The 22,896-nt window shown below is 44.3% G+C and carries 19 protein-coding genes; 5 read left to right on the forward strand and 14 right to left on the reverse strand.

Going from position 1 to position 22,896, the window contains the following annotated elements; translation table 11 throughout:
• Positions 1–101: 101 nt before the first annotated feature.
• The 3 genes from NFHSH190041_RS04640 to NFHSH190041_RS04650 form a co-directional block, all read right to left on the reverse strand.
• Positions 102–1,177 (reverse strand): IS3 family transposase gene (locus NFHSH190041_RS04640; protein WP_261921927.1). Its coding sequence is split into 2 segments (ribosomal slippage): positions 102–925 and positions 925–1,177, totalling 1,077 coding nucleotides; the frame shifts between segments, so codons are not numbered across the junction.
• Between the two features lie 105 nt (positions 1,178–1,282).
• Positions 1,283–1,624, reverse strand: coding sequence for a GNAT family N-acetyltransferase (locus NFHSH190041_RS04645; protein ID WP_261924130.1), 342 nt, complete (start codon positions 1,622–1,624; stop codon positions 1,283–1,285).
• A gap of 304 nt (positions 1,625–1,928) precedes the next feature.
• A complete protein-coding gene (locus NFHSH190041_RS04650) occupies positions 1,929–2,636 on the reverse strand; it encodes a hypothetical protein (protein ID WP_261924131.1) in 708 nt (235 codons plus the stop codon).
• Positions 2,637–2,771: 135 nt separating this feature from the next.
• Here NFHSH190041_RS04650 and NFHSH190041_RS04655 point away from each other — a divergent pair, with 135 nt between their 5' ends.
• Positions 2,772–3,326 carry a recombinase family protein gene (locus NFHSH190041_RS04655; protein ID WP_261924132.1) on the forward strand — a complete coding sequence of 185 codons (555 nt, stop codon included), beginning with the start codon at positions 2,772–2,774 and terminating at the stop codon, positions 3,324–3,326.
• Positions 3,327–3,856: 530 nt separating this feature from the next.
• Here NFHSH190041_RS04655 and NFHSH190041_RS04660 read toward each other — a convergent pair.
• From NFHSH190041_RS04660 to NFHSH190041_RS04695, 8 genes are all read right to left on the reverse strand, one after another.
• Entirely contained in the window at positions 3,857–4,372 is a 516-nt protein-coding gene (locus NFHSH190041_RS04660; RefSeq protein ID WP_261924133.1) for a hypothetical protein, read from the reverse strand.
• Positions 4,362–4,865 (reverse strand): Mov34/MPN/PAD-1 family protein, encoded by a 504-nt coding sequence (locus tag NFHSH190041_RS04665; RefSeq protein ID WP_261924134.1) that lies wholly within the window; start codon positions 4,863–4,865, stop codon positions 4,362–4,364. Before NFHSH190041_RS04665 ends, NFHSH190041_RS04660 begins: the two co-directional genes overlap by 11 nt.
• Positions 4,837–6,642, reverse strand: a complete 1,806-nt coding sequence (locus tag NFHSH190041_RS04670; protein WP_261924135.1) for a ThiF family adenylyltransferase — start codon at positions 6,640–6,642, stop codon at positions 4,837–4,839. Before NFHSH190041_RS04670 ends, NFHSH190041_RS04665 begins: the two co-directional genes overlap by 29 nt.
• Positions 6,620–7,825, reverse strand: coding sequence for a metallohydrolase (locus NFHSH190041_RS04675; protein ID WP_261924136.1), 1,206 nt, complete (start codon positions 7,823–7,825; stop codon positions 6,620–6,622). The genes NFHSH190041_RS04670 and NFHSH190041_RS04675 overlap by 23 nt, the downstream gene beginning before the upstream one ends.
• An 888-nt stretch (positions 7,826–8,713) precedes the next feature.
• Positions 8,714–9,388 (reverse strand): gamma-mobile-trio protein GmtX, encoded by a 675-nt coding sequence (gene gmtX / locus NFHSH190041_RS04680; RefSeq protein ID WP_261924137.1) that lies wholly within the window; start codon positions 9,386–9,388, stop codon positions 8,714–8,716.
• Positions 9,381–11,972: an integrase family protein gene (locus NFHSH190041_RS04685; protein WP_261924138.1), complete on the reverse strand. Its 2,592-nt coding sequence runs from the start codon at positions 11,970–11,972 to the stop codon at positions 9,381–9,383. The genes gmtX and NFHSH190041_RS04685 overlap by 8 nt, the downstream gene beginning before the upstream one ends.
• A 7-nt stretch (positions 11,973–11,979) precedes the next feature.
• Positions 11,980–13,443: a gamma-mobile-trio recombinase GmtY gene (gene gmtY / locus NFHSH190041_RS04690; RefSeq protein WP_261924139.1), complete on the reverse strand. Its 1,464-nt coding sequence runs from the start codon at positions 13,441–13,443 to the stop codon at positions 11,980–11,982.
• A 232-nt stretch (positions 13,444–13,675) separates the two neighbouring features.
• Complete coding sequence (locus NFHSH190041_RS04695; protein WP_410010850.1) at positions 13,676–15,166, reverse strand: carboxypeptidase M32; 1,491 nt, start codon at positions 15,164–15,166, stop codon at positions 13,676–13,678.
• A 179-nt stretch (positions 15,167–15,345) separates the two neighbouring features.
• Here NFHSH190041_RS04695 and NFHSH190041_RS04700 point away from each other — a divergent pair, with 179 nt between their 5' ends.
• Positions 15,346–15,990 carry a DUF2913 family protein gene (locus tag NFHSH190041_RS04700; protein ID WP_261924141.1) on the forward strand — a complete coding sequence of 215 codons (645 nt, stop codon included), beginning with the start codon at positions 15,346–15,348 and terminating at the stop codon, positions 15,988–15,990.
• 113 nt (positions 15,991–16,103) lie between these two features.
• On the opposite strand, the gene NFHSH190041_RS04705 is transcribed toward NFHSH190041_RS04700, so the two are convergent.
• Positions 16,104–17,399 carry a DEAD/DEAH box helicase gene (locus NFHSH190041_RS04705; protein ID WP_261924142.1) on the reverse strand — a complete coding sequence of 432 codons (1,296 nt, stop codon included), beginning with the start codon at positions 17,397–17,399 and terminating at the stop codon, positions 16,104–16,106.
• A gap of 287 nt (positions 17,400–17,686) precedes the next feature.
• Here NFHSH190041_RS04705 and NFHSH190041_RS04710 point away from each other — a divergent pair, with 287 nt between their 5' ends.
• Genes NFHSH190041_RS04710 through NFHSH190041_RS04720 form a run of 3 tightly spaced genes read left to right on the forward strand, consistent with a single transcriptional unit; the run spans position 17,687 to position 20,497 of the window.
• Positions 17,687–18,751: an ABC transporter substrate-binding protein gene (locus tag NFHSH190041_RS04710; protein WP_261924143.1), complete on the forward strand. Its 1,065-nt coding sequence runs from the start codon at positions 17,687–17,689 to the stop codon at positions 18,749–18,751.
• A gap of 4 nt (positions 18,752–18,755) precedes the next feature.
• Positions 18,756–19,760, forward strand: coding sequence for a FecCD family ABC transporter permease (locus tag NFHSH190041_RS04715; protein ID WP_261924144.1), 1,005 nt, complete (start codon positions 18,756–18,758; stop codon positions 19,758–19,760).
• A complete protein-coding gene (locus NFHSH190041_RS04720) occupies positions 19,748–20,497 on the forward strand; it encodes an ABC transporter ATP-binding protein (protein WP_261924145.1) in 750 nt (249 codons plus the stop codon). Before NFHSH190041_RS04715 ends, NFHSH190041_RS04720 begins: the two co-directional genes overlap by 13 nt.
• Here NFHSH190041_RS04720 and NFHSH190041_RS04725 read toward each other — a convergent pair.
• Both NFHSH190041_RS04725 and NFHSH190041_RS04730 read right to left on the reverse strand, forming a co-directional pair.
• Positions 20,494–21,213 (reverse strand): substrate-binding domain-containing protein, encoded by a 720-nt coding sequence (locus NFHSH190041_RS04725; RefSeq protein WP_261924146.1) that lies wholly within the window; start codon positions 21,211–21,213, stop codon positions 20,494–20,496. The two genes, NFHSH190041_RS04720 and NFHSH190041_RS04725, sit on opposite strands and share 4 nt — an antisense overlap.
• Positions 21,214–21,469: 256 nt before the next feature.
• Positions 21,470–22,738: an Nramp family divalent metal transporter gene (locus NFHSH190041_RS04730; RefSeq protein ID WP_261924147.1), complete on the reverse strand. Its 1,269-nt coding sequence runs from the start codon at positions 22,736–22,738 to the stop codon at positions 21,470–21,472.
• Positions 22,739–22,896: the final 158 nt, after the last annotated feature.

Raw genomic sequence — 22,896 nt, forward strand, 5'->3', positions numbered from 1 at the left:
GGGGAATATCATGTAGCTGGAGTTATCACAGTAGCTACTCAAGCATTTGGTTGTGTTGCTATGGTAGTCCTCCCTTTTTTAACCGCAGTTTAAAGTAGAGGCTAAGCAGCCATCAGTGGTGGCCTGCCATTGTTTGCTTTGTGTGGTCGTTCATGATTGTAAAACCAAAGCCACTTTGTTGCGTAGTCTTGTACCTCGTCTATTGAGTCGAAAAGATGCTTGCTGACCCAACTGTATCGAATTGTTTTGTTGTGCCTTTCTATGTAAGCGTTCTGCTGGGGCTTACCTGGCTGAATATATTCAATCCGAATGTTGTGTCGCTTAGCCCAATTGACAAACTCACCGCTAATGAACTCAGGCCCATTATCACAACGGATAATTGAAGGCTTTGGCCGCTGCTCCAAGAGTTGATTTAGCGTCCTAATAACTCGTAATGCTGGCAATGACAATCCCGCTTCAATCGCCAAACCTTCACGATGATAATCATCGATAACGTTGAATAAGCGGTAGCGTCGGCCATCGGCTAATTGATCATGCATGAAATCTACAGACCAAACTTGATTCGGCCGCACGGGTTCTTTTAGAGGCTCTGGGGCATGGCGTTTTAGCCGTCGTTTGGGGCGAATACGCAGGTTTAACGCCAACTCGCAATAAATACGATATACGCGTTTGTGGTTCCAGAGTTTGCCTTTCACATTGCGCAGGTAATCAAAGCACAGACCAAAGCCCCAGTCATTTTCATCTGTCGTCAGCTGGATAAGCCAATCGGCAATATCCGCATTTTCATCTCGAAGGACTGATTGGTAGCGGTAGCAACTTTCACTGACACTGAAAATGCGACACGCCATTCGAATACTGATGTCTGAAGCCGCCACAGACTGCTGAGCAAGCACTCGCCGCTCACTGGGCTTCACCACTTTTTTGCCATGGCTTCCTGAATGATTTCGGCTTTGAGGCGTTCTTCTGCATACATTTTCTTGAGCCGCCGGTTTTCGTCCTCAAGCTCTTTCATGCGTGCCATGAGTGACGCATCCATGCCACCATATTTTGCACGCCATTTGTAAAAGGTCGCACTGCTCATGCCATGCTCACGACAAAGCTCTGGAACGGGCGTTCCTGCTTCAGCTTGCTTGAGGATGTTAATTATCTGACTGTCTGTGTATCGCGATGTTTTCATGTCGAATCTCCTACGTTTTACCTTACGAGAAAATTCTACTTTTGGCTGCTGTTATTTTTCGGGGGGACTACCCTATGGCGAAACCCGTGTTGAGCCCAGTAACTATCAGCCCCCTGTACCGCCACCAAAGAGAGCGTGGGCAGTGCCAATTGATAGGCTTGTATGATTTAATTGCTTCAGCATGGCTTGACCGGCTCCTAGTCCCTGAGCCTGGGGAGCCAATGCCATATCGTGGAGGTAGAGGGTATCAGGCTGAGAGATTTGTGTTGGGAGTTGTTGATTTAACGCCGGTGGAGCACCACGCCAAGGGTGTGCCAGACAGTAACCCACAACCCGATGATGGTATTCACTGATAAAACAGGTTGAGGGAGAAAGATGCCATTTGCTTTGCATAACACTTAAGGGTTCAGGGTCAAAAGCGTGGTAACAGGCTTCTTGTATGGCCATGATTGCGGGCCAATCACGGTGTTCTACCGCTCTAATTAACATAATGACTTAGCTAAAGGTGCTTTAGTTACAAAGCTTACCATTATAGCGATGTTACGAAACAAAAGCAGCGTGCTCACTGGTAAGCTATTGAGTTTGATGTAATTTGTTTCACTTTGTGAGGGTCGCAGCTATGGATGAGGCGCGAATGTCGCTACAAGCAATGTATATATTTATAGCACTAAAAATACTAATAATATAAAGTATTGTTTTAATTTGTTAAAATATCATAAAGATATAGTACACATCTATAAATATACTAAAACTACCTTTTAAATCTCTTCCTCAGAGAATTATAACTGCATGCTTGTAGCCTACCCAATCCATGTTCTTCTCGATTATTATTAAGGCACTCTAATCGTTCAAGAAAATCATTATAAGCACTATTGTAATTCATAGGTGACTGCTTATCCAAATACTCATTCAAGATCGAATCTAACAACTCCCCAACTTTTAAATTGATCTTGGAATTGTAGTTACCACTAAATGCATGCCGTGGTAAAAGTGATTTCTTTTCACAACCATTTTCTAAATACAACTTTATCCATCGAGTCAAAGTTCTCCAATTTGGCGGACGATCATCCATGATTTCTAGTGACCTCTTTTCAATATAAGGTTCTAACTGTTTTGCGGTGAATGCAGGTATCCTTTCATCAATAACACCTTTCACGTAGGAGTATCTCCTTTCTAACTGTTCAAACGCTTGAGTTGTTGTCGATTTCTTGGCAATTATTTTATGTTTATCCAATGACACGCCGACAAGGCATTGTGGTAATTCATTTCGTGTCATTACCTTTAACTTTCCTTTCTCCAAAAGTATCTCAACGTCTTTCTTTGTAAAGGAAAATATAGATTTATTATCAATATCTTGGAGTGCTATATCTTCATGCCCATGACCAATCACTTGAAAGAATGCTTTCTTTTCTCCCACCATAATTTTAACGAGAACAAGATCGGGGTCTTGAAAATTCATACATCCTCCTATACTCAAATAGAGCATACCCTAACTGAACGACAAGAAAATCTTCGAAGTCTGTTCATTTAGGGTGGTTAATCTGATAAATCAACACTATATTCAATAAGTCTAGAACCTAAATGAGCAAGTGCCATGGCAAAGGTGGGATATGCCCGTGTATCGACGCAAGACCAATCACTAGAGCTCCAAATTCGGATATTGAAAGATGCTGGGTGTCGGAAGATTTTTTCTGACACAGCACCAGGTAGCGACACTCGCAGAAAGGGACTCAACGACTTAAAGCAATATCTTCGTGCTGGAGACACGCTGCTCGTTACCCGTATTGACCGAATCGCCAGATCAGTCTTAGACCTTCAGCAGTTAGTTGTTTATCTCAAGGAGCAAGAAATCGAACTGAGAGCGACCGAACAACCAATTTCCACTGATTCTGCCGCCGGGAAAGCGTTTCTAGATATGCTAGGAGTATTCGCTGAATTTGAGCTCAACATACGGAAGGAAAGACAGTTAGAGGGCATCGCTGCCGCTAAAGCGGCGGGTAAATACAAAGGTCGCAAACCCACAGCTACTCCTATCAAAAACCAGATTATTGTTATGCACCAAAACCATGAGTCGATTTCGAATATAGCTAAGCATTGCAACGTTTCACGAAATACCGTTTACAAAATCATTCGTGAGCAGTTTAAATAGCCTTTGGACAAAAACGGGTTAGGGTTGGTGCTCTAAGATGTCCACTTCGGATATGTTGAATTAGGGGAAAAGAAAGGCTTAAAAGTGTCTACAGAGTAGGTGGCTATCACTTTGGAGGAGATATGACTTTTTATAGCGGTGCAGATGCCCCCCAAAAAATAACAAAGACCAACTTGAGGCTGCCTTTCGGGGTTAGGTTAACGGCGGTAAGTTTAGTCAGCTTTTACCGCCGCGCACGGAGGTGGTGGAGTTTATTACATGATTTTCCTTTTTGTAGCAGCGCAGGTGCCGATTCACACCCAATAAATAGGCAACTCTCACCAAGGAGTTCCTAATGACCTCATGACCTTGGCGACTGCCTCTAACTGCTCCGGCTCTTCCGCTATAACCTCTAATGGTGTCTGTCATCACTCTCACCCCAAGAATCTTCGATAGTTTGTAATACCAAATGAAAAGTGTGTTGAAGTCCTCCATCTTGACGTATTTCTCGAACGTAGTTATCGGGGTTATGGTGAGATTACTACTGAAGTTTACGAACCTTGTGTTTGCCGGCTTGGTTTAGCCTTTACCGAGCTGGATACCTGCCCTTCAAACTTCTTCAAAAAGCCATCTACATTCAGCCCTGCAAAGAAAGATAGGGCATATAACAACTTCTCTGGGTGCTCAACTGAAGTCGAACCTACCGCGAAAAGACCCGCAGAGATAACCAGGTAAGTGACGTAACCCATCAGGCCGGATGCAAATGGCCGGAATAGATACCAAACAACCCATACCGCATCCCATTGCTTTCTGACGCTGTAATTCAGATACACAGCTCGCAAGCAATAGAGAACACCTCCTGTAGTTGCAACCAAAACACATCCAATAACTTGCTTACTCGACACAGCCCAAGGAGGAACAGCGTTAGTAGCAGTCATATACCAATACCCTATAGGTGCCATTAGTAGCATAAGAAGATAGGCACCGACAGCGATAGCACTGCATAAGCATTTTCCTGTGTAGGTTTTAGATTGTGCTGGCTGTTCTTGTTGGGTTTCACTTTGCATTAAATCGATATTCCTTTTTACCGTCTGTTAAAGCGACATAGCTTTGTTCGATCCCCGTGGTTCCAAGAATAAGCATGATGAAGTAATTAAGCTGATGCTCAGAGTCTAGAAAGGTGCTTCGAATCGCTTGGGTATCATCCCAAGAAGGTGTTGGGTTACCACAAGGGTGAGTATGCCAATCACCAAGGTAGTGAAGCCCGTTTTTGAAGTGCTTTTGTATTGTCTTATTGGCTTCCCGCTTATTCCAGGAAAAGCCAAAGCGAGATCTCTTGTCAGCTCTGCTAGGGGAGGAAGCCGATAAGACCGTCACCACTCCTGTGCATATTTTCCCAAAAAGAAAGCCACCTGCCTCAGTTTTATTCCCAGTTTGCTTGTACTTATACAGTTCAGCAATGGCGTTTTCCGAAAATTGCACCGATAGACCCGTAAAAGATAGGGAGGTGAACTCAATCGGCGCAGTCTGACTAGACGACTTTAAGGATTTTTGAGCCATCTCCTATCTCTCCATACTTTTGTTCCCAGCCTTGATTCCATTCGCCATCTAATGATTGCAGAAGCTTCTTACTTCCAATCCATACTCGATAGCTGTCATCCTGAATTCCCTCACAAGCAAGCTCAGTGACAGTCTCTACTATCATGCTATGCCCGAAGCTAAGCTCTACGCCGCCGTATGGCTGGAATACACCACCGCAGAAATGCGTTTCCTTGATGGTTCGATGCTCAAACTTGGCACAACTCTCCAGTAGCCTTCCGGTATTATCAAATAGAGAGCCATAGCTAAAGCCCCCCGCCTTGTTTACATAGCAATGGGTAGCTACAGCATGTGGTTCAGTGAAACAGAAAACAACACTGCACAATAGACTACTGTCTTCTATCATCCCATGTATGGCCTTATCTGATGCCCACTCTGCTGTTGCGCTAATGACCAAATCACATTTCGTTGTTAGTGCTTCTACAGCCTTATCGTCAACGAACCATTCACGACTCCCTGCGTATAAAACATCGACCCAAGGGTAGTTCCTCTGAATATGATTCTTGCATGCTTCAGCCTTATTGGTGCCTACGTAGTTCATACCAAGAAGGTGTCTGCCGACATTGGCTGCCTCAAGTGATTCTCCATCGCACAACACAAATTTACTGAACCCAGCTTTAATTAGTAGGGGGAGTAGACTCGAACCGATAGAACCAAGCCCGATAATGCCAATGGTAGTTCCACTGGTTGTTCGGATAGATGGGTTTGAGTCTCTACCTAGAACCCATGATGGGTCTCTGCGCTCTACCTCCATTCCACGGATACCCACCTGTGCGCACCTGGCTTCAAGGTTTCGAAAATGGATACGATCATCCCTAAAGCCGTTACCTGCTTTTACTGGTGGCAGATAGCGCTGTCCGGCATTACCTCTTGTGTTGATCCCGCTCAAACATCTCATCGCAGTGATGATTGCTCCATTGGGGGTGTTGGTCTGCACTAGGAATGCTGGGTTTAGGCGATTGGAACTTAAGATATATGAGATTGCAGTAATCGCTTCGGTGTAATCGGCACACTGGGTTTTCAGTATCGATAAAATCTCGCCAAGTGTCTTGGGGTACTCCGATGGTTTCCAAGCTTCATGCAAATTAATAAGGAACGTGGTAGAGCAGAGCTTTCGGCTCGGTTTCAGACCAATGTTAGTTAGCCAGCCCTTAAGCTCATCTTCAGTATCAGCAAATATGACACCTTTGGAGCTGTCATACGCTACATGGATCTGTCGAGATGTAACGTTTTTGACCTTACATATACTGGTCGCTTTCTTTTCTTTTAGTGGGGACGTAAAAGAGCGCCCCCAGTAGCTAAGCATACCAGCACTGAAGTCCTCATCGAGTTCACCGGAGATTGTTTGTTCCAGCAACGAGTGACTGTGATTGATTAGGTGCTCGACGTATGTAATGTCTTGCGGGTCAAAGGTAACCTCTTCACCCCATACGCATAGCCTCCCTTGCTCCTCAATGTGAGGGTACTTTAAGACCTCCAGTTTAGGGTGAGTGAAGATGTGAGGGACGCTGAAAGGGAAAGTAGATCGTGCCGCCACAATCAATTGAATTGCCTTGCTGCTATCAGGGTGTCTGATATCAGTTTGGATGCGCCAATTGGCTGTATACAGGCTTGAGGAAATCCCCAAGTTCTGCACTTCACTTTCAGATAGTCGCTTAGCCGAATACCTGTCAGAAAGGAACTCACCTAACACTTCAATTGAAGCTGACCGACAATTAGGCATAGGTGCTTTTTCCACCCTTCTTAACCGCATCTGGATTGGCAACTTTAGAAAAGTCACGCTTTTCAGCTTTCGTCACCTTCTTCGGCCTGCCCGTTGAGAAGGTAATCATGAGTGAATTAGGATTCCCTTCATCATCAACCCCCTCTTCAGCCACGGCATAAAACTTATACCCATCATTATCCTTTAGGATCTTCTCGTACTCATCTCTTGCAAGCTGCGAAGGAGGAGTCTTCTCCCCGAACTCTTGACTACTGCAAAGAACTACTGCGTTCTTGTTTGCCTTGCTTAAAGCTGCGTGTGCAGACTTGTTCAGCTTAGGATCATCGCAATTAGATTCGCTGTCATTGGATAGTGAGCGCCAAGAGCAATGATGTGGAGCCAAAAGAACATCGTATGCAAGCTCGTTCAGTTGACCAGCAGCCTCGAGTTTGTCATGAAGCACTTCCCAGCACTTAACTTCAGCATCTCCGCCAATGAGAAATGAGTGAGTATAGGACACATCGTATCCGTAATTTGCGTCGTAGATGGCATTACTTAAATCGAAGCGGATGATTGCACTGGAGTTGTTCTTTGAAAGCTCTTCTTCGTCTTCTGCCACCTCTTGCTTGTCAGCAGGCGCAAGCAAGAATGCATTGAGAGAGCCGTCATCTATGCCGGACATACGGGCGAATGAAGTGAATAGATCGGCAACAATATGTGGGATATCATCAGTTTTGCCATCTTCATCTGATGAAAGGAGAATGATGCGGTTACCTGCACCGCCAATATACCCGCCATCCCGATAGAGTTGAACTCGACGCTTAGCTTCTCTATTGAATACTTTGGCATCGTCACAAAGAGGGTTGTTGCCATTTGCTCCTTTTGCTGTTGCTCGACGAAATACACGAGGTGATGACCAAATTTCGTTGATGATAATTTTATTGGATTTATCACTCCAGTCTTCCGGATCACCAGTATGGAACATGGTGTTAAATCCGGTTATGTGGTCTGCGTCTGGGTGAGTAAGAACAAACACATCCACATAAGGGCGACCATCTTCGTCAGTGTTCAAGCGCTCTCTCAGGCGCTCTTCTAAGTAGTTGTAGCTAGAGCCTGATCTCCTATAGCAGTCAATCAAGATCTTTTTTTTATTTTTGGTGGTGATTAGGGTCATGTCACCGTTGCCAACGGGAAAAACCTCTATTGATGGTGCTGTCATAAATGTGCTCCATAAAGAAGATGAGAGAAGAATGAATACGTCGTTTGATATGCATATCAGACCATTAGAAAAAGTGAAATACAACTCTTGACAAATACTGATTTAAGGATGTTTTTTTGTTTTTAATCAGCAACTTACGAGGCAGTAAGCCGTAATGAGTTTCCCAGCCTGATAGGTGTAATGGTGTTAGCTAAAGAAGTTGATTTGTTGATGCAGGGGGATGAAAAGCGAAAAACGTGACCCACCTCACACATAAGATTTGCGGTTTGGTTGGAATTTATTAATAGGTATCTGAGAGCACTGCTATGCAGTGCAGGTGCCTATTCACATCCAATAAATAGGCAACTCTCACCGCGGAATTCCTAACAGGCATTACAACGAGGGGTGTGGAAACGACAGTAACGGATATTTGTATTACGAGACTGCTCGTTTATCTGAATGATGAGATGTGTCGTTATCTCGCTATACCAGCAACATGAATAGAAGAAATATTATCACTAACACGTTGGATAACTGACAGTTTTATGATTGTAATCAATATTTCCGTGAACTGTGTTGAGAAGGTGGCAGGCGCAATTCCTGTTTTATCCGATTTAACGGGATAACCGGTTCATGTAAGTAACTTTGGGGCACTTCTGAGTCTCTAAGTGCCATCTGTGAAGGTACGGGACAGAAATGTGTCAGAGCGGATCGTCCTGGCACGAGTTGGTAAAACTAAGCAGCCATTGTAGGGTAAGAGCACAATCCTTTTAGTCCATCAAAATTGTTGAAACACTAAAGAAAGTACTCTTTGCTTAAACTTACCCAGACGGAGTTTATCGGTACCACGTTCAATTGGTTCGGGAGTACTGTTGAGCTCGGGTAAAATGAATGTGTTTTGGTGAGAATTCAAGATCCTTGCTTTTCGAGAAGTTTATTCAATACATGCACATAGCCTCTGCGGTAGATCTCGTGCCCATATTTGTCTTTCACCTGCCCTGTTGGCGTTACAACCCATTCCATTGCCAGGATTTTTTCATCCGAAATGGCATCTCGAATAGCTTCTAATTCTAACGGAGTCATTGCGCTATTTTGATGCTGTTTTTCACTGTCTAAGTGAGTATGAGATTGATTTATTGGCTGTGTTCTGTCGATAACGATATCGGCGTTTGCTTTGAGTACATTAAGTTGATCGCGGTATTTGTTTCGCTCTGCAATCAAAGAGCCGACTACGGCACGGATCACGGGATCATCAATGGAATCGAGTATGTGCTGATCATTGCTGTTTAAAAGTTGCTTTTGCCTAACCGAGAGAGGCTTCTTACGCGTAGTTCCACTATACGCGGCCCAGGCATCTATCAATTGCTGAAAATGCTTACCTGTTCGATTACGGATGGTCTGAGTTGAGGGGCCACCTTGAGCTTTAGACAACCTACCAATAGTCACGATGGAAAAGTCTAACGGTTCGATTTGGCTCTGCTCAGCAAGTACGGCGCTAAGTGTCCTCAATGCCGACTCTGTGCGCGTTGTTGCTTGTGAGCACAACTCTTCAAGAACAATGTCCGGATGGATGAGTTCAGCCATTATCGTCTAATCCCTTCGTATTTTTTCCCGTTAAATCGGCAAGCCTTAGAATATTGATGCCCGTTTTAGTTTCAATGCCTTTTACTCCAGCCTCGAGTAGCCCTGCATCTTTCAGATATGCCTCCGTGTCTAAATAACCTGCAATTCGAGCCATTGCGCTGTATCTATCCTGTTCACCAGTGGCGTTGAGCATCGCATTGACCATGGCATTGCCAGCCAACAACTGGGTTTCATCATCAAGTTGCAGTAAAAACGGCATATAACCCGATTTCATCAGCATATTGTTGAGCTTGTCACTGCGGTGAGCAATGGCGGTGGTTTTCCTGAGGTCGTCACGTAAATCTGTATAGAGTTCCGCATCATCACAAATCTGAATCAGCTGCCTAAATTCGGACTCGGTATCCAAAAAACTAAAGAATGGCGAAATATCTTCTGGTGAGCCCAATGCTACTACTTTGTCTTTGGCATCCCCCACCTCTCGCTGCTCTTCCAATGCCAATACTTTCCGGATGATCTGAAAGCACGCGACGAGATCTTTACAATATTCATCGGCATCGCTTTGTTGCCTTTCAAGGCGGCGCTCAAGCACATGCAAATATTGGTATTTAGTGAATGCTTGTCCATTAATTTCACAAAAATATTCTTCATCAAGTAGCAAGGATTGCTGCTGTTCGAGCTCTGCTGCTATTTTGGCTGACTCTGAGGCGTGATAGCTAAGGTTATTGAAATGCGCAGTTAACGCAGGTAGATAGCGTAAGTCTGTGATGAACCAACGGCAGCGAACACAGTTTTCTAGGCCATGTGGTACCGGACCATAAAGATCCGCTTGATTTCGATTAGCTCGCTTTAGCCGCTCTCCGCCATTCCAACAACCAGGGATTGGGGTGTTCTCAGCTGAGGGTTGGGTATTGCCACCGGCTAAGCAGATCCCGATGGCTTTTTCTTGCCAACCTGCGGGGTTGCGAACCCGAAAAATATTCTTCAACGCTTCCAAATCCTGATATGACGTCTGTAGCCCTATCGCTTCAATTGATTGAGTGGCAAGGAATGTTTGTAAACTCTGTTGATCTTTTTCGGTAATCTTGTCCTCGGCCTGTTTCATCTTTCTAGCCATCATCACAGCACTAACTTTGGTGTAATGCAGTGTCATAATAAGACGACTATGTCCCACCAAAAGCTTTGAAAGAATGGGCGTTGGGATCTCGCCTTCGAGGGTATAACAGGTGATGAGCGAAACGCGCAGCGAATGAAGTGGAAATAGTGCCTTACGTGGATTCTTCGGATCAACAAAATGCACTTTGCCACCATCCGTTAAGGTGTGACCGGCTTTATAAACATCCTCTTCTAGCTTTCTGAGCAATTCAAGCCAGAGGGTACTGATAAACCCTGCTGTCAGGGGAAATGCTCTTTCTCGCTCAATTGGAGCGGATGCATTGCGAAAAAGAAAACAAATATTACCAATCTCATCTCGCTGCGTTGTCGATTTGGTGCTGCCAAAGTGCTTGTAATCTAAATCATAGATTGAAGTCTGCTTGGTGATTGGATTGTACTTTTCTTGCCAATTGCGTAATTTTTCAAGCCAATACAGTACATCTTCATTCTGCCAAGGGATGACGTAACCTCGCGTGATTTCATCTTTGTTTCTATCGGCCGTTTTATTAGTATTGATGTACAAACCCGTCATGATATCACCGATGTCCGGCGTGACGATTCTGTGCATTGCACCTTTCCGCCATGGCCGTTTTTCATTGCCTTGAACAAAATCGTGTTTCTTGTTGGGCACCCATTGGCTACGCTCGTATCGCCAAGTATCCGCTTCGCCAGAATCTAACATTCGAACTTGATACGTCCTCAGTGGCAATTGCAGCTTCACAAAGAGCATCATGGCTCGCACTGGTGACCAAATCAAATGAAGCGATTCTCCCGCTTTGTAATGCTTTAAAACGCCATTGACTCGCATTGAACGATCTTTATCAAGCTTGAACTCACGCCAAACACAATCGTGATCACTTGGGTCGATCATCGCTTTATCGACAATAAACCAATCTCTAGTATGTCTGCCGTTAAGCAAAAAAGCATCGGATTGTTCGATTGCCCAACACCAATCTGAAAAGTCTCCTCTTAAATCAGGACAAATTATTTTTCGCAGTTTTTTGATGTAGTAAAACGGCAGAGTGTTGTAAACCGTTTCTTGATTGTTGATTGGATTGCTTTCTTTGCGGAACGGATTTTTAAACATCGGCACTGGTTCATCATTATCATCCGGCTGGGAATAATATGTCTCCAGTACCCAGTCGATAAATGTGCAAACCTCATTGTTTTGCCTAACTCGGTAACTCTCTGATAAATCAATTTTTGATAGAAATTTATTGTAGTCCTGTGCGCCCATATCAAATAGCTCAACAGGGTCTGTAATGAATTGAGGCACTAAATACTCTTCCAGAAAACGGGTTAATGCATTCCGTTTATGGTCAATGCCGTATTTCTTTCCGTGCAACCATGTTGCCGCCAATTCACGCCAGGTCTCCCAACCAGAGCCATTATTTTGCGTGAACCAAGCAAATTCATAATCGGTTGATCTCATCCATCACCTATCGAAATTTTGGGTATTTGCCCGCGAACAAACCATCAGGGTCGATATCTTCAAACCCCGCTTTCATGATCTCTTGCCAACTCAGTTCGACATCTTGTCGAAATATCGTATGTTCTTGCCTATCTAAGCGGGTCATTGCCTCTTCACACGCTTCTGTGACATCACGAATGCCTGGCTGTGTATAGACCGATTGCGATAACAGTGAAGCGTGATGAAGTGCTTTTTTGATCAGTAATGGATCAACTTTCGCATTCGATAACCGGCGTCCATATGCATGCCGGTGGGCATGTGGCGAACGGCCAGTTGGTTTAGAAACGGCTTGCTGTATTCGCGTCATCGCCGCTTTATAACTTTGATTAAACGCATTCAGCGTAAGTGACTGGCCGAGATGATGTTTTGAAAAACTAACAAATGCATACGGATGCGTTCGCTCTAATGGAAGTAAGAACAGCAAATATTTCCGCCATAGCTTTGCAAACAGCTCACCATAATAAGCTGGAAACCAATGCAGATGAATGAAATTATCACTGTCATCTACCACTCTGGTTTTCCAACCAATTCGCGCCGTGCCTGTTAGCTTATTGCGTGGTTTAAGATGATATTTCTCAGCTAAATACACCGCTCTTGTTGTCTGTCGCTTTCGACCTCGCCAGTTGTTTGGTGCTTTCCCATCTTCTGGGTGATAGAGCCTTACAATCACGCTGTTGATGTTTTCAGGATCATGAAAAACGTCATCAACCCACAAATGCAACGCATCGCTTTCTCTCACGCCAGCGCCATGCATCAATAACAAAATCAATTGGTCTCGTACTGCAACTCGCACATCTCTCGCAGAGCCAACACCATCGATAAAGAAAGACTTAAACAAATTTTCGGGAAAGGAAATGGCGTCACCATCGACTTTCAGTACATCTTGTTTTCCGCGCACTTTTCTGACTTTTTTGAGCATATCTGTCAGTGCGTTATTTTTGATGTGACCAAGAAAATTATGCTGATTTTTTTTAAACCAAGCGGCGTAATTCAGACGTTCTTGATGACTTGTGGCTTGCTCAAATGGGTTGATGCTTTGGCTTTGGTTGTGGATCACCAACCAGTCGGTTAAACCGTTCAGTGATGAAAGAAGCTGATTCACGTTAGAGACTGATCGCGGCAACCAATAAAGCTGTGATGGGTCACTCCCATCCTTACCTATGGTTCCTGTCGATAGCTTTTGAACAAACGACAGAAATAATTTGCTGGGCTCTGAAAACAACCCTTTGTTCGCTTCCATATATTCGAGAAGCAACTGACAAGAGAACACGACACGGTTCATCCAAGGAAGACTATTTCGGTGAGATTGACTGATGACGTAATCAAGTAGAGGTTCAAATACCCCTTGATGCGTCAACAAAACGGGAACTTCAAGAACGGTGCCTGAATGATCCGTTTTGATTTGAGCGGTGACTTTTACGATCCCAACCATAAATCTACTTTGAACAAATCAGTTTTAGTAGTTTTAGTACAATGAACGCTATAAATCTAATAAAAAAAGCCAGAGTAAGAAACTAACCTCACTCTGGCTCATAGCTACATATAGTATAGTTTTATCTGCTATAGATATAACTTATGGGTTCAGCGACAGCGAATTAAGGGTAAACAAAGGCGGGATAACCGCTGGCAGTCGATTTACCACCAAGGGTTATCCCTATATTGCGTTAAGCGTAACGTCGCGCCAGATGGGCCAGCAGGCTGTCGGCGGACAGTGCCTTGCCAGTAGCGGATAAGATTAATGCCTCTGTGCTCATCAAACTGGCGTGTTGCCAGATCCTGCGCTGCAGAAAAGCAAAGATGTCATTGATTTGCCCCTGTGCCAGCAGGGTATCCATATTGCCCAGCTGTTGTTCCAGTGCATCTCGCAATTGGGCGGCAATCATGGCCCCCAGAGTGTAACTTGGGAAATAGCCTAGCTCGCCCACGGTCCAGTGGATGTCTTGCATGCAGCCATCTTTATCATTGCCCAATGTACTGACGCCTAACATTTGGCTCATATTGGCATGCCAGAATTCAGGTAATTCGGCCACTGTCAGGTTTCCTGTCACCAGAGCCTGCTCGGCTTGGTAACGTAGCAGGATGTGACATGGGTAGGTCACTTCATCGGCATCAACCCGGATAAGTCCCGGGGTCACCCGACTAAAGCCATGTTGCAGTTGCTCTAGGGTAAAATGGGTTCCAAGGTGCTGGTTTATCAGGGGATGTAGCTGCTGTAAAAAGCCGTGACTACGACCCAGTTGCATTTCAAAAAACAAGCTTTGACTTTCATGGACCGCCATAGAACGTGCCATGCCGGCCGGTTGGCCCTGCCATGTTAGCGGTAGCCCTTGCTCATATCTGGCATGGCCAGTTTCATGTATGGTGCTCATTAACGCAGCACTGAAATCTGATTCATCATAGCGGGTGGTAATGCGGGTATCACCCGCGGCACCGCAGGAAAATGGATGGGAACTGCTATCCAGCCTTCCCTGATTAAAGTCAAACCCCAGCAGTGTCATTACCTGACGGGATAATTGCTGCTGTGCTTGAGCTGGATAGTGACCATTAAGATGTACGGGCTGCTCATTGACCTGTTTTTGCTGAACCTGTTGGATAAGACCCGGTAATTGTTGTCGCAATGGGCTAAATAGCGCATCGAGCTTGGCGCTGGTCATGCCGGGTTCAAATTTATCCAGTAAGGTGTCATAGGGGGCTATGCCCAGCGCTTGACTGCGGATCTCTGCTTCTTGGCGTACTAAGGCGATTACCTTTTCTAAATTGGGGCGAAAACCGGCCCAGTCATTATTTTGCCGTTGCGTGCGCCAGGCATGTTCACAGGCCAGCGCCGCACGGGTTTTGGTTTCGACCAGTTCAGCGGGGATCAATGTTGCCTGCTGCACTGTTCGAGTCATTTCCGTTAGATTGGCTCGTTGATTATCGGTGAGGGGCTCATCAGTGGCGGCGTTGATGGCTTCATTTAACCAAGGTGCCGTGCGCAGTTGATGAATATGACCACTGAGGCTGGCCATCGCTTCAGCCCGCTGTTGACTGCCTGCTGGTGGCATCATGGTGGCCATATCCCAGTCACCCAGGGTATTGAAGTGTTCAAAATGGCTGATAGTGGCAAAATGCGCACTTAAACGAGCGTATTGTGTGGTTGTTGTCATGGCTAACATCCTGAAAAACTAGCTAAATCGATATGATATTGTCCGCAGCCGTTGTGGCATGAGCGCCAGTGTAGCACAGGGACAGCTCTGGCAAATGTGTGCTGAATTGCTCCCCATGGTTGTAAGTGCTGACAGTTTTTTAACTGATAGGGTAAAATCACCCTCCCTGTGTAACGTCCTGACATTTTATGACATACAAGCAAGCGATATTATTAATGGCCCGCGAAGGCTTAGACGCCCTGGCGCAATCTGCGTTGGCCCGTAAACAGCCTACTCCTGCCCAGGAAAGTCACTTTTTGTGTAACTGGATGGCCGATGCACTAAAAAAGAAAACTTACCCTAAATTTCTGGCCGCTGATTTAACTGCTTGGGTGCGCGATGGCCGAAGTTTGGGCGCCGGTGCGCAGTTAAAACAATTGCTGCAGCGCATTGTTTATCAGTACGGTCAACTGGAAGGGGACAATGTGGCGCTGGGGCTGGCATTGCGTGGGTGGCTGGAACAATTGAGCGCAGATGAAGTGTTGGTGATCACTGATACGCCAGTAACGGCCAAATTAAAGCTGGATAATGATGGTTTGCCCAGCGTTATTATTTCTGCGCCGGAATTTGCCCAGTCGCTGGCGGGGGATGAACTGGTTAAGCCGCTGACACTGCATATCCGTGCCGATGAGCCTATGCTGGCTGAGACGGCGTTGTCCAGTGGTTTATTGCTCAGCCAAGGGGATAAGAAAGCCAGTTTGATCAAACACCATAAGGCTTATCGACTGTATCCCGGCAATGAACTGCCGAGTTTGGCGCTGTTGATCCCCGCGCAGGTTATGCCAAGCTGTTGATAATGCATCAAGAGCATATCTTTTTCTCTGCATAAGCAGATACAAAAATGCCTCCGTGATGGAGGCATTTTTATGACTAAACTTGGCAGTTACTTACGGCAGAAAAGGTGGCGTTACTTCAGTTTTTTCGGTTTGATACCGCTTGAGCCAACTTTCACTTTGACCCGGCGGCCAGACATGCTCTTTTCTGCAGAGATCTGGGCAACGGCTTCATCATCACGCAGTTTTTTGCTGAAGCGACGGCGTTGCAGGTGTTTTAGCAAGGACTCGCGGCGGGATACTTCATAACCCGGTACGGTAATGCGTTTGATACGCTGGCCGATCAGCTTTTCAATATCAGCCAGCATGCGTTCTTCTTCCCGGCTAACAAATGAGATAGCGACCCCGGATTTCCCGGCCCGGCCAGTACGGCCAATACGGTGAATATAATCTTCAGCTAAAAATGGCAGGTCGTAGTTCACCACGTATTCCAGTGCTGGAATATCCAGCCCTCGGGCGGCAACTTCAGTGGAAACCAGTACTCTGAGTTTGCCGTCAACAAAGTCTTTCAGTGCCCGGCGACGACTGCCATGGGCTTTTTCACTGTGGATTACCCCGGTAGGAATACCGTCCATATTCAGCTCTTTGGCCAGCTGTTCACAGTCTTCCCGTGTAGCGGAAAACACCAGTACTTGATGCCAGTTTTTACGACCGATCAGCTCTGACAGCAGTTCACGCTTGCGGCGCTGCTCCACCGGATAAATTACCTGGCTAACTGTGCTTGCGGCAGTGTTGTGTTTATCTGCCGTAATCATTTGGTAGCCGGGCATGATCTCATCAGCCAGTTTACGTACACCGCCAGAGAAAGTGGCAGAGAACATCAGTGTCTGGCGCTGCTTATTACATACCTGCAGTACCCGTTGGATGTCTTTGATAAAACCCATATCCAGCATACGGTCAGCTTCATCCAATACCAGATATTCAATTTCTGACAGGCTCAGGTTACAGGCTTGCAGCTGCTCAAGTAGACGGCCTGGGGTTGCAACCAGAAAGTCGGTTCCCTGTTTTAGCTTACGGGCTTGAGATTCAGCACTTTTACCACCTGTCATCAAACGGACATTGATTTTCAGGTATTTGCTGTATGCCTTAAGGTTATTAGCGATCTGCTCTGCCAACTCCCGAGTTGGGGTCAGGATCAGTGCCCGTGCCCGGCCGCTGGTGAGCGGCTTGGGTTGATCATGCATTTTCTGCAGGATAGGCAGGGAGAAGGCTGCAGTTTTCCCTGTGCCGGTCTGGGCGCTGGCCAGGACATCCTGACCCCGGCGAACAGCCGGAATTGCCTGGCGCTGAATAGGCGTCAGGGTAGTGTAGCCGCAGTCAGATACGGCATTGAGTATCTCTGGGGCAAAACTGAAGGATTCAAAGTTCATCTACTTATCCCATTATTACGAAAATGGTGGCAAAAATAGCCCAAGGTGAGGGCGGGCGCGGAGTATAGCAAATTTCTGCTGTGATACGTACCACTGATGTACTTTTTAACCAGTGATGATGGCGATTGACATCATCAGTTTGAATTTAGTTGTTTGTCGAGCCAAGTATTATCGCGATATGACAGAGCTTGATAACGATATGATTAGGGAAGATGAGTATTTTCTTGTCAGCCGCTAACATCGATATATAATTAAGTATATATCGAAAACTTCATGTTCGCTTTATCATGTCCAATATCAAAACATTTTCTGCCGCTGTATTTTTGTTCATCGGCTTGCTAAGTCATAGTGCTATGGCATCTCAGCAGGTAACCGATCAACTTGGGCGCAGCGTTATCTTGCCAGACCATATCAGCCGAGTTGCTGTTTTACAGCATCAAACCCTTAATATTCTGAATCAATTGAATGCTCTAAATGATGTTGTTGCGATTCAATCCAGCTGGAAAAAATCTCTTGGCGCTCATTATGTGAGATTGGCCCCTCAATTAGCCTCCTTACCCATGCCTGGTGACTTAACCCAAGTGAATATTGAGAGTTTATTGGCGACTCAACCTCAGGTTGTTTTTGTGGCCAATTATGCGCCTCAAGAAATGATCGAGCAGATTGAAAAAGAGGGCGTGCCTGTTATTGCTATTTCACTGCGACAGGCTCCGACTAGTGAGAAGAGTAAACTTAATCCAACCCTGAGAGATGATAAGTCAGCTTATGATAATGGTTTAAAAGAAGGTATTCGGCTGATTGCGCAAATCGTTAATAAAAAAGCAGAAGGCGAAGAACTTATAAAGGCTACGTTTGCGAATCAACATTTGATTCAGCAACGCTTAGCCAACATTCCTGCTCAGGAAAGGGTACGGGTTTATTTGGCGAATCCAGATTTATATACCTATGGGAAGGGCAAATATACTGGTGTGATGATGGAAAGATCTGGTGCATATAATGTCGCAGCAGCAGATTTAAAAGGGTATCAATCCGTTTCAATAGAACAAATATTAGCATGGGACCCTAAGACTATTTTTGTTCAAAATCGCTTTCCCAAAGTCGTTTCTACAATAAAAGCCGATCCTAACTGGCAATGGATCAGCGCGGTTAAAAATCAGAATATATATCTTATGCCCGAGTACGCGAAAGCCTGGGGTTATCCTATGCCGGAAGCAATTGCCCTAGGTGAATTATGGATGGCTAAAACGCTATATCCTGCTCAGTTTGAAGATATTGATTTAGATAAAAAAGTTCATGATTACTATCAGCATTTTTATCGTGTGGCATATCAAGAAAATAAATTAAACGATTAGTGTTATGTTAAGTTCATTTTCTTCTTTTAAAATGATTAATATCGTATTGATTATAATAATGATATTAATCATTTTATTTTCCTTGACTTTGGGGCAATATCCTATTTCATATAGTCAGTTGGCTTTATATGGGATAGGTAAACAGTCTCTTTCTCCGCTAGATGAACATATTATTTGGTCAATTCGATTGCCACGAATTATTATGGCATTAGGGGTTGGCGGGGCACTTGCCTATTGTGGTACAATCTTACAAGGGGTGTTTCATAATCCTTTAGTTGATCCCCATATTATTGGTGTTACTTCAGGTGCTGCTTTTGGTGGAACGTTAGCTATTTTATTAGGTTTTTCTACCTTTGGCTTAATGAGTTCGACATTTTTCTTTGGGCTTTTAGCATTAGTTGTTATTTATATTTTAGCGGAAGTATTAGGTAAGAATGATCGTTTAATGCTTATTTTACTCGGCATTGTGTTGAGTGGCGTATTTGCTGCATTGGTAAATTTAATTCAATATCTTGCTGATACAGAAGAAAAATTACCTAGTATTATTTTTTGGCTTCTAGGCAGTTTTTCGACTGTAAATTGGCATAAGGTTGGTTTAATGTGGTTTCCATTATGTATTGTGGGAAGTGTTCTTTACCGCTTACGTTGGCGAATCAATATTTTATCTCTTGGCGATTTAGAAGCTAATGCCTTGGGTATTAATGTTTCAACACTGCGTTATTGTATCTTATTATTAACAGCAATTATTATTGCTGCGCAAGTTGCTGTAAGTGGTAGCATTGGGTGGATTGGTTTAGTTGTCCCTCACCTGGCCAGAACTCTTGTTGGTGCGGATCACCGCAGGTTATTACCAACCGCATTTATTTTGGGTGCAATCATCATGATGATTGTGGATGATATTGCGCGTACATTGAGTCAAGCAGAAATTCCTTTAGGAATAATAACCGCATTATTTGGTGCGCCGCTTTTTATTATATTGCTGGCGAAAGAACGGGCATGGAAGAAATGATAATGCTATCGGTAAAGAATCTCGTTTTTGGCCATAATACTTCATTATGTACGCCAATTTCGTTTGAGCTTGCTCAAGGCTGTGTATTAGCTGTTCTTGGCGCTAATGGGCGAGGCAAAACGACATTATTACACACTTTACTTGGTTCTCTCTCGCCCCAGTCTGGTGAGCTCTATTACCATGCAAAGTTGGGTTATGTACCTCAAAGTTGCCAGTTGAATTTTGCTTATACAGCATTAGATGTCGTATTGATGGGGTTGGCTCAAACCATAGGGCTGTTTTTTCATCCTAGCAAGTCTGATGAGGATAGGGCCTATTATTTATTGCAGCAATTTGGAATTGAATCACTCAGCACGAAAATATTTAATCAGCTATCGGGTGGGCAACAGCAGTTAGTATTATTAGCTAGAGCATTAATTGCTGATGCTGAAATAATATTATTAGATGAACCAACATCAGCTTTAGATTTTTCTAATCAGAAAAAGGTTTTACAATGTATTTTAAGGTTAGCTAAACAAGAGGATAAGTGCATTATTTTTACCACTCATGATCCATATCATGCGCAGTTAGTTGCTGATGATTGTTTGCTTTTATTACCAGAAAAACAATGGGCATTCTCACCCAAAGATGAGATCCTTAATGAGCAGATGTTACATAATCTCTATGGCGTGCCATTGAAAAAATTTGACATTTCTTCAAGCCAGAAAGCAATTTTACCGCTTTTTGATATCCACTAGAGAAGTGTTTTATAACCATATAACGTGAAGATCTCTTGGCATTGGGTGGAGCACAAATAATCTACAATGGGTGCAATCATTTTTTGTTGGTAAGCTAACCCATAAATAATATCGATATTGTCTTTGTCAGGGATGGATATGCTAGTTAGCGCTGAATGTTGGGCAATGATATTACGGTAGTGATTATAACCAATGAAAATATCCGCATAATTGTTCTCTAATAGCCAAGTTGCCGCTATATGATCAGGCGGAATTGCTATGGTGTTTATTCCTCCAACAAGGGGTAATACCCTATGTTTAAGTTTGTTCCCTAATCCTTGTTGTTGCTGTTCTATTTTGTCAAATAACTGCCAAGTATAATCGCCAGAGGGATCTGTTATAGGAGTAGAGGTTGCAATTCTTAATGTTGAATGCTGCAAGTAACTTAACCAATTGACTTCTTGTTCAAAATATTGCTTTTTAATTGTAAGACATAAACTATTACGGGTTAAATCTCTGTAATAGGAGAAAATTCCTTTGTTAATTATTCTTCTACAGTGTGCTTGATTGGCTGATAAGAATAAATCACAAGGGGCTCCTTGTTCGATTTTTTCTCGTAATAATCCTGCTGGACCAAAATGTAAGATAATTGATTTTTGTGAAATAGCTTCTAAGCTAGGCGCTATTTCTGTTAATACGCTTTTTAAGCTACCTGCAGCATAAATTATAATTGGCATAAATGCTTAAATTTAAATGATGATTTTAATCATATCCTAAAGTCATCCAGAAATACTACCAGTTACTGATTTTTAAATGTAAGTCAATACTCAATACCATGTACTTGTAATGTTTTTATATTTTTTTTACTTGTTACGCTACTGAATATATTATTCATTAAAACAGGCTATGAAAATGAGATGATTCTTTAGATGAATAGAACAAGCCATCAGAATATTCTGATGGCTTGGTAATACGAAAGGCTTTTATTGATACTTAATGTGCTATTAAGCTGTAGAGCAGATAAGCGTTAAGCGCCAAAACCAGTACTACGATTACCTGACCTAAGCGTTGCATCCATACTGGGTTGTGGAATTTCCCCATCAGGTCTTTGTTAGCGGTGAACATTAATAGTGGAATTAACGCCAGTGCAATACCAAAGCTCAATACAACCTGACTCATCACCAGAATTTCTGTGGTATTGAGTCCGAGGGCGATAACCACAAATGCTGGTGCCATGGTGATGGTACGGCGTAGCCACAATGGAATGGCAAAGCGGACAAATCCTTGCATTACCACCTGACCGGCGAGCGTACCAACCACGGAGCTCGAAATCCCAGAGGCAATTAGTGAGATACCGAATAGTAGTGCTGCACTGTGCCCAAGCAGAGGTGTCAGGGTCATATAAGCGGTTTCAATTTCAGCCACATGTTGATTGCCGGAGTAATGAAATACCGCAGCTGCCATGGCAATAATGGCGATATTAACAAAGCCTGCGACAGTCATGGCTAAAATGACATCGGTACGGGTTGAGCGCAGACGTTGATGGGTGCTAGCCCGGGTCTTTTCGCCAAATAGGGCTGAGTGCAAGTAAATGACATGGGGCATCACTGTCGCCCCTAAGATACCGGCTGCTAAGTAAATTTGTTGCGGATTACTGAACCCCGGGATCAACATACCCTGCATAAAATCGGTGGCAGCAGGTTTAGCCATATACAGTTCAGCAATATAGATACCGGCGACCAGCAGCAATAATGCACCGATGATCAATTCCAGAGGCTTTTGGCCTTTCCGACTAAACAGTAAAATCCCCATGGTTAATACTGCAGTGATCCCCGCCCCTTCCAGCAACGAGACACCAAATAACAACTGGAAGCCCACCGCAGCGCCGATAAATTCAGCCAAATCAGTTGCCATGGCAATGACTTCAGCTTGTAACCAGTAAGGCACCACCGCCCAGCGGGGAAGACGGTCACGCAGATGCTCTGCCAAGTTTTTACCGGTGACAATACCAAGTTTGGCAGAGAGGTACTGGATAACCATGGCCATCAGGTTGGCCCAGAGCACAACCCAGAGCAGTTTGTAACCGAAACTGGAACCCGCTTCGATATTGGTGGCGAAGTTACCGGGATCGATATAACCGATGGCGGCGATAAAAGCAGGACCCAGAAGCAGTAGCTTGTGTTTCAGCTGAGTGATGCGTGGTGCGGGAGTGGCGTCGGGTGATTGCGAAACCGGTACTGTCTGCTGGGTTAAAGTCGCCATAACGTATGTATCCTGAAGTATCAATTGAGCCAGTCTATTTTAAATCTAAATGAGAATCAATATCATTTAGATGATTCGATAGATCAACTCGTTCGCTTTTTCAGATACACCCACTGAGAGTGGCACAATACCGGTATGCTATTCATTGTAAGGCCTTA

The organism is Shewanella sp. NFH-SH190041 (assembly GCF_024363255.1).
Taxonomy (GTDB): domain Bacteria; phylum Pseudomonadota; class Gammaproteobacteria; order Enterobacterales; family Shewanellaceae; genus Shewanella.